The following is a 6,657-nucleotide window of genomic DNA, read 5'->3' on the forward strand; positions in this document are numbered from 1 at the left end:
ACCCGTATGTTTCAATCCCAATCAGCCATTGAATTTCGGCACCAAATGCCTACATCAGACAGGCATAAGAAAGACAGCGAGGATGCCTAAAGTCGACGCTGCCTCTTGCACGCGCCGAAATCATAACCCACTAAAAAGCCCGGCGCTCTTGAGAAAGAGGACCGGGCTCATCGATGTTTTATCGATACAATTTAGTTGTGGGTGTAAATCCAAGCCACAAATAGCATAATGGCAACGGCAACGATACTAAGCAAGACGAACAACACCTTGCCTATGATCTTGCGGCGTTTGCTTGCACTCAATGTGTGAATCTTGAATTTCTCCGATTCATCCATGTGGTGCGAATGGTGGCGCCCATGATGATGTTTGTGTTTGTTATTGTCCATATTACTGCTATTGATATTCACGAATCAACCCGATGATTAGAATCGGAAGTCCATTTCCACATCCACCATGTTGTAGTTGTGCTTGGCCAGCGAGCGATCGTTGACACGGGCAAACTCAGCATTGACCTGGATGTTCTTAGTGAACAGATAGTCGGCGCCAACCTCATAGAAGGTCTTTGCGCGGCTCCAATCGGCTGTCGAACGATACAAATCGTAACGTGCCTTGACGTGCATCTTCTGCTTGATGATAGGAGCGATGACCAAGGCATAGACGCCGTCGGCCTTGCTGCCGAGTTTCTCATTGACGGAGCAGTTGCTCAAATCCTCGGCCTTCTCATAGGTCTTGGCAAAAGCCATGCCTGTAGAGTGCACATACTCTGAGCGAATGGTCCAATCGTCAAACTTATACTCGCCCGAGATGGCATAGCGATGCTGGGGCAAACGACGAATACCGGTCTGCTCAATGCCCTGCTCATTGGTCCATGTTCCCTTGCGGCTGTAGGAGCCTTCGCTGCCAAACACACCGATGCGCATGCCCTTGACGGGCATCACCCACACACCACCGATGAGGTCTTTCTGCTGATCCACATCCTTGGTGTTGATGCCTTGGCCGTTGAACACACCCACCTGATAGTGCAACAGGTTGCGACCGTTCACCTTGAGGAAGTCGCCCTGCAACTGAACACCAATGTCACGACCATTGGAAGCGTGCATGCCGCTACGGTCGGCGAAACCCGCCAACTTGCTGATGGGCTGGCTATATGACATGAAACCTTGGTCGATGGGGTGCATGGGGTTCTCAAACGTGAACGGACGCTTGAACTGTCCCATCTTCACTTTGAAGAAGTCGTACTTCTGCCACTCAGCGAAGAGGTCGACCAAACGAGGCGACAAGGTGTTGGTAGTGGTGTTGCCATTGAGCTGCACTTGCATCTTCCAATAAAAATCATCGGCGATGCGACCATCCAAAACTGCACGAACAATGCGCAAGTTGAACGAGTTGGCCTTGGCATTCTCCTGTCCGGAATACTGGTACTGGGTAAGCGCATAACCCGACAACTTGACTTGCGACAGCCATGACGGCAATTTGGTCTGTGCATTGGCCACCATGATGCTTGCAAGCATACATGCTGCCACTAACGTTTTTCTCATCTCTAAGGTTTTAGTTAATACTTGTTTAAATAACATTGCAAAAGTAATAAATTTATTGAAGAAAGAAAAAGGTTTGCAAAAAAATATAAAGCGTTTGAAAAAAATAGGTACATTTGCAATGTGATAAGTAAGAATAAGATAAAATACATAACCGCATTGGGCCACAAGAAGCACCGCCAAGAGGAAGGGCTCTTTGTCGGTGAGGGACCCAAGGTGGTAGCCGACTTGCTGCAAGTGATGAAGCCTCGCCTCATCGTCGCCACCCAACAGTGGCTCGACGAGGGCGGCAACGCACAAGCGGCCACGGCTGCGGCCGAGGTCATTACAGTGACCGACGACGAGCTGCGTAAGGTTTCGTTTCTCCAACACCCACAACAGGTGTTGGGCGTGTTCCCCATGCCCAAGCCCAACGACCAAGAATCGTTGGACGACATGGGGCTGGTGTTGGCGCTCGACGGCGTACAAGACCCAGGCAACTTAGGAACCATCATCCGCATTGCCGATTGGTTTGGCATTACCAACATCTTCTGCTCGGCGGAGACCGCCGACCCATGGAACCCCAAGGTGGTGCAGGCCACAATGGGAAGCATTGCCCGTGTGAGGTTGCACACCGTGGACCTGCCACAATGGATGGGCTCGCTGCCCAGTGGATACCCCGTCTACGGCACCTTGTTGGAAGGTAGCTCCATCTACGAGCAAGAGCTCTCAGCCAAGGGCGTCATTGTGATGGGCAACGAGGGAAACGGCATATCGCCCGCCATCCGACAGCTCATCACCCACAAACTGCTCATTCCCAACTATCCAGAAGGACGCCAAACGGCCGACAGTCTCAACGTGGCCATCGCCACAGCCATCACCTGCGCCGAGTTCAGGCGCCGCATGCCCACACACCCATAAACACCTACAACTCATGGAAACGGATTTGTATAAAATAAGAAGCACAAAGGCTTGCTTTCGCGCAGCATACGACTTGTATTGCTCCAACCTGAGAACCCTCTTCAAGAACACATGGCTTCCCGTGTTGGTTCTTTCAGCCATCGCCTGCCTGTCCCACCTAATGATGTGGAACGAAAGCGCAAGAACCCTATCGGAAGCAGAGCCCACCTCCTCACCGGTGGCGTATATCGCTGAGAGCATCGGCCTGTCGGTCATGTGTGTGGTGGGGTTCATCTGGGCCTACTCATGCGTTTTCAGCCTGCTTAGCGGCAGGAGCCGCAAAGCCATCTGGCCACGCCTGTTACGGGCCACGCTGATTAACTTTGGCACATTCTTCGTGCTCATCCTGATAACCATATGCTTGGGCATGATTCCCATCTTCTTAGTGGCCAACAAAACAGCACCCATACCCGAGAGCACCCTAATGACCTCGGGCGCCATCATCATAGGCATGTACTTCGTTTGGGCCATTATCCTGATACCCACGATCTACTCAACGATGAAATACGTCATGGAACCCGAACAAAAAGCGGGCAGCATCCTGGGTTCATCCTACCGCCAAGGATGGCGCCACTGGGGCTTCCTGTTCATCTGCTTGCTGTTGGCTTGCATCATCTATTGGCTGGCCTTGAGCATCGTGGCCACACCAGAACTCATCCTGTTCTTGGCCAACTACACAAACGAAGCAGGCAAACTCATGGGCGACGTCTCAGGCTTGCCACCCTACTTCGGCTTCGCAGGCTACTTGATTTCATTGCCATGCGTCTTCGTGTGGAACTACCTCACAATATGGATCACGATGGTTTTCTATTACGTCTACGGTAGCATTGAGGCCAAGAAAAGAGCGACGACACAAACAACACAACCATAAATGGCACAAAGATTACTGTTTATCGATCGCGACGGAACCCTTATCGAGGAGCCACAAGACGAGCAGATCGATTCGTTCAACAAACTAAAATTCACACAAGGAGTATTTCGAAACCTCGCATTCATCAGCGCTCATCTCGACTTCAAACTCGTCATGGTAAGCAATCAGGATGGATTGGGCACACCTTCGTTCCCAGAGGATACCTTTTGGCCTGTGCACAACTTCATTCTCCAAACATTGGAGAGCGAAGGCATCACGTTCGACGACCAACTGATAGACCGTCATTTTCCTGAGGACAACTCACCCATGAGAAAGCCTGGGACGGGCATGCTGAAGAAATACATGGACAATAGCGACTACGACATCGCCCACTCGTGGGTCATCGGCGACCGCGAGAGCGACGCGCAACTGGCCGAAAACATGGGATGCAAGTCGCTGATCCTGGGAAAGGACGGCATGACATGGGACAAGATCAGCGAGATATTGTTTGCCGGGGAACGCATAGCCGAGGTGGAGCGAAACACCAAAGAGACGCAAATCCACGTGAAGATAAACCTCGACGGGTCGGGCAAGACCGACATATCGACGGGCCTTGGTTTCTTTGACCACATGCTTGAGCAAATAGGCAAGCATGGCATGATGGACCTGACCATCAAGACCCATGGCGACCTTTGGGTGGACGAGCACCACACCATAGAAGACACCGCCATCGCATTGGGCGACTGCCTGCGTAAGGCGTTGGGCGACAAACGCGGCATTGAGCGCTATGGCTATTGCCTGCCTATGGACGATTGCCTATGCCAAGTGGCCCTCGACTTCGGTGGACGACCCTGGCTGGTATGGGATGCCACCTTCACACGCGAGAAGATTGGCGAAATGCCCACCGAGATGTTCTTCCACTTCTTCAAGAGCCTCAGCGACTCGGCGCTTATGAACCTAAACATCAAGGCGGAAGGACAAAATGAGCACCATAAGATAGAAGGCATCTTCAAGGCCTTGGCAAGAAGCTTGAAGATGGCCGTAAAAAGAGACATCTATCACTTTGAGCTCCCCAGTACGAAGGGCACATTGTGATAGATGCCTATAGGTTGCGCTGATATCAGCCACAACACTTTTACCCCCAATGGGCCATTAGGCCAAAACACTAATAAGAATTAAACTCTAATGGCCTATTGGGGTTTGATCATCGAAAGGAAATATTCGTGGACCCGGGGGTCGTCGTTGAGCTCCGGATGGAAGGCTGTGACCAGCTGACTGCCTTGGCGGGCAGCCACAATGTTGCCGTCGACAACAGCCAAGACCTCGGCAGAAGCCTCCACCTTTTCTATATATGGGGCTCGGATGAAGGTCATGGGAATGTCGCCCACAGAAGCAAACGGCGCTTCCGTCGAGAAACTTCCGAGCTGTCGGCCATAGGCATTGCGCTTAACGCAAATATCCATGGTTGCCAGTCGCTCACGGTTCTCACCCTCAACACTCTTCGCCAACAAGATAAGGCCAGCGCAAGTGCCGAAAACGGGCAGGCCGCCAACAATCGCCTCGCGGATGGGTTGAAGCAAACCGAGGTCGTGAAGGAGCTTCGACTGCGTGGTCGACTCACCGCCGGGAATGATCAATCCATCCTTCGGCTGTTGCCAATCAGACAGTTGGCGAACCTCAAAACTATCAACCCCGAGTTGACGAAGCATCGCTTCATGCTCCACAAATGCACCCTGAAGGGCAAGCACAGCTATTCTCATATTCTTACTGTCCTCTCTCAGCCATCAACGTTTTAATCTCCTGCTCGTTGATTCCCACCATGGCAGGACCAAGGTCCTCGCTCAACTCGGCAATCTTCTTAGCGTCCTTGTAGTTGGTAACGGCCTGAACAATAGCGGCAGCACGCTTCACGGGATCGCCACTCTTGAAGATACCAGAGCCCACGAACACGCCCTCAGCGCCCAACTGCATCATCAGGGCAGCGTCGGCGGGAGTAGCTACACCACCAGCAGCGAAATTCACCACGGGCAACTTGCCATTGTCGTGAACATACTTCACCAACTCATAGGGAGCCTGCAACTGCTTGGCAGCCTCGTACAACTCGTCCTCCGACATGCTTGTGAGACGGTGAATCTCACCCTGCATCATACGCATGTGCTGCACAGCCTGCACCACGTCGCCTGTTCCAGGTTCGCCCTTCGTACGAATCATCGATGCACCCTCAGCGATACGGCGCAAAGCCTCGCCCAGATTTCTTGCACCACAAACGAAAGGCACCTTGAACTTTGTCTTGTCGATATGATAAACATTGTCGGCCGGCGACAGAACCTCGCTCTCGTCGACATAGTCGATCTCAATAGCCTCCAAAACCTGAGCCTCAACGAAATGACCGATACGGCACTTGGCCATGACGGGGATAGACACTGCCTGCTGGATGCCCTTGATCATCTTGGGGTCGCTCATGCGCGACACGCCACCAGCTGCACGGATATCGGCGGGAATGCGCTCGAGTGCCATGACGGCACATGCACCTGCCTGTTCCGCGATTTTTGCCTGCTCGGGTGTTGTCACATCCATAATCACGCCGCCTTTCAGCATCTGTGCCAAGTTGCGGTTCAGTTCTTGTCTGTTTTCCATTAGTTTATGATTTTAAAAGTTAGTTATGTTATTATTCATTAACCAGGCCATACTCATGGTAATGGCTACGGTACTCGGTTGGCGTCATTCCAGTGAGCTTTTTGAAGAACTTCGACAGATGGGCCTGGTTGGCAAAGCCAAAGACCAGGGCGGTCTGCTGAATGGTGTCGTGCGTGGCCGCCAAATGGGCCTTGATATCTTCCACCAGATAAGCGTCGACAATGCTTTTGGGCGATTTGCCCGCCACCAGTCGGCACACCTGACCGAGATAGCGGCTGCTAACGTTCAGCACATTGGCATAGTGGGAAACGTCGGCCTTGGTCGACGATTCCTTCTTCACTAAGTTGATGAACTCAGCATACAGTTCCCCACTCCGTCCAGTAAGTTTGGCACTTTTCGAGAAGAGATTGGTGGCAAACGCATGCGCCTTGGCGATGGCGTCGCTCACGCTGTCGCCCTGGTTGAGGTAAACGGCAAGGGCTGAAGCGAACATGTTGACACTTCCGTGGTCGGCCGCATCGTCGAGGAAGCACACGTTATCGGCGATGCAATCGCTCAGCAGCAGGTCGCTCTCGCGGCGCCGCATGATGATGACCTTGCACAGGGGGAACAACTTATGACGGATCATCTCGATGGTCGCCGTTCCCATCAGTCGGTCGCCGTGGCTGGAGAAGAGCACTGGAGCGTACACCACCG

7 protein-coding genes are annotated in these 6,657 nt (G+C 52.5%); 3 read left to right on the forward strand and 4 right to left on the reverse strand.

Annotated elements, in window-relative coordinates; all coding sequences use genetic code 11:
• Nucleotides 1-422 precede the first annotated feature (422 nt).
• On the reverse strand, nt 423-1,538 hold the full coding sequence (locus tag WKK33_RS01710; RefSeq protein WP_337932195.1) for a porin: 1,116 nt from the start codon (nt 1,536-1,538) through the stop codon (nt 423-425).
• 120 nt (nt 1,539-1,658) lie between these two features.
• Between WKK33_RS01710 and WKK33_RS01715 the strand changes: the two genes are divergently transcribed.
• Genes WKK33_RS01715 through hisB form a run of 3 tightly spaced genes read left to right on the forward strand, consistent with a single transcriptional unit; the run spans nt 1,659 to nt 4,419 of the window.
• Nucleotides 1,659-2,435: an RNA methyltransferase gene (locus WKK33_RS01715; RefSeq protein ID WP_337932196.1), complete on the forward strand. Its 777-nt coding sequence runs from the start codon at nt 1,659-1,661 to the stop codon at nt 2,433-2,435.
• A gap of 13 nt (nt 2,436-2,448) precedes the next feature.
• A complete protein-coding gene (locus tag WKK33_RS01720; protein WP_337932197.1) occupies nt 2,449-3,345 on the forward strand; it encodes a hypothetical protein in 897 nt (298 codons plus the stop codon).
• Nucleotides 3,346-4,419, forward strand: a complete 1,074-nt coding sequence (hisB, locus tag WKK33_RS01725; RefSeq protein WP_337570765.1) for a bifunctional histidinol-phosphatase/imidazoleglycerol-phosphate dehydratase HisB — start codon at nt 3,346-3,348, stop codon at nt 4,417-4,419.
• 95 nt (nt 4,420-4,514) lie between these two features.
• Here hisB and pdxT read toward each other — a convergent pair whose 3' ends face one another.
• The 3 genes from pdxT to WKK33_RS01740 all read right to left on the reverse strand — a co-directional run.
• Complete coding sequence (gene pdxT / locus WKK33_RS01730) at nt 4,515-5,084, reverse strand: pyridoxal 5'-phosphate synthase glutaminase subunit PdxT (protein WP_337932199.1); 570 nt, start codon at nt 5,082-5,084, stop codon at nt 4,515-4,517.
• Nucleotides 5,085-5,088: 4 nt separating this feature from the next.
• Nucleotides 5,089-5,961 carry a pyridoxal 5'-phosphate synthase lyase subunit PdxS gene (pdxS, locus tag WKK33_RS01735; protein ID WP_215759638.1) on the reverse strand — a complete coding sequence of 291 codons (873 nt, stop codon included), beginning with the start codon at nt 5,959-5,961 and terminating at the stop codon, nt 5,089-5,091.
• Nucleotides 5,962-5,992: 31 nt separating this feature from the next.
• Nucleotides 5,993-6,657: helix-turn-helix domain-containing protein (locus WKK33_RS01740; RefSeq protein ID WP_337932201.1), on the reverse strand; the 665-nt coding region annotated here is incomplete at its 5' end.

It is taken from the genome of Hallella sp., from assembly GCF_037460745.1.
Taxonomy (GTDB): Bacteria; Bacteroidota; Bacteroidia; order Bacteroidales; family Bacteroidaceae; genus Prevotella; species Prevotella faecis.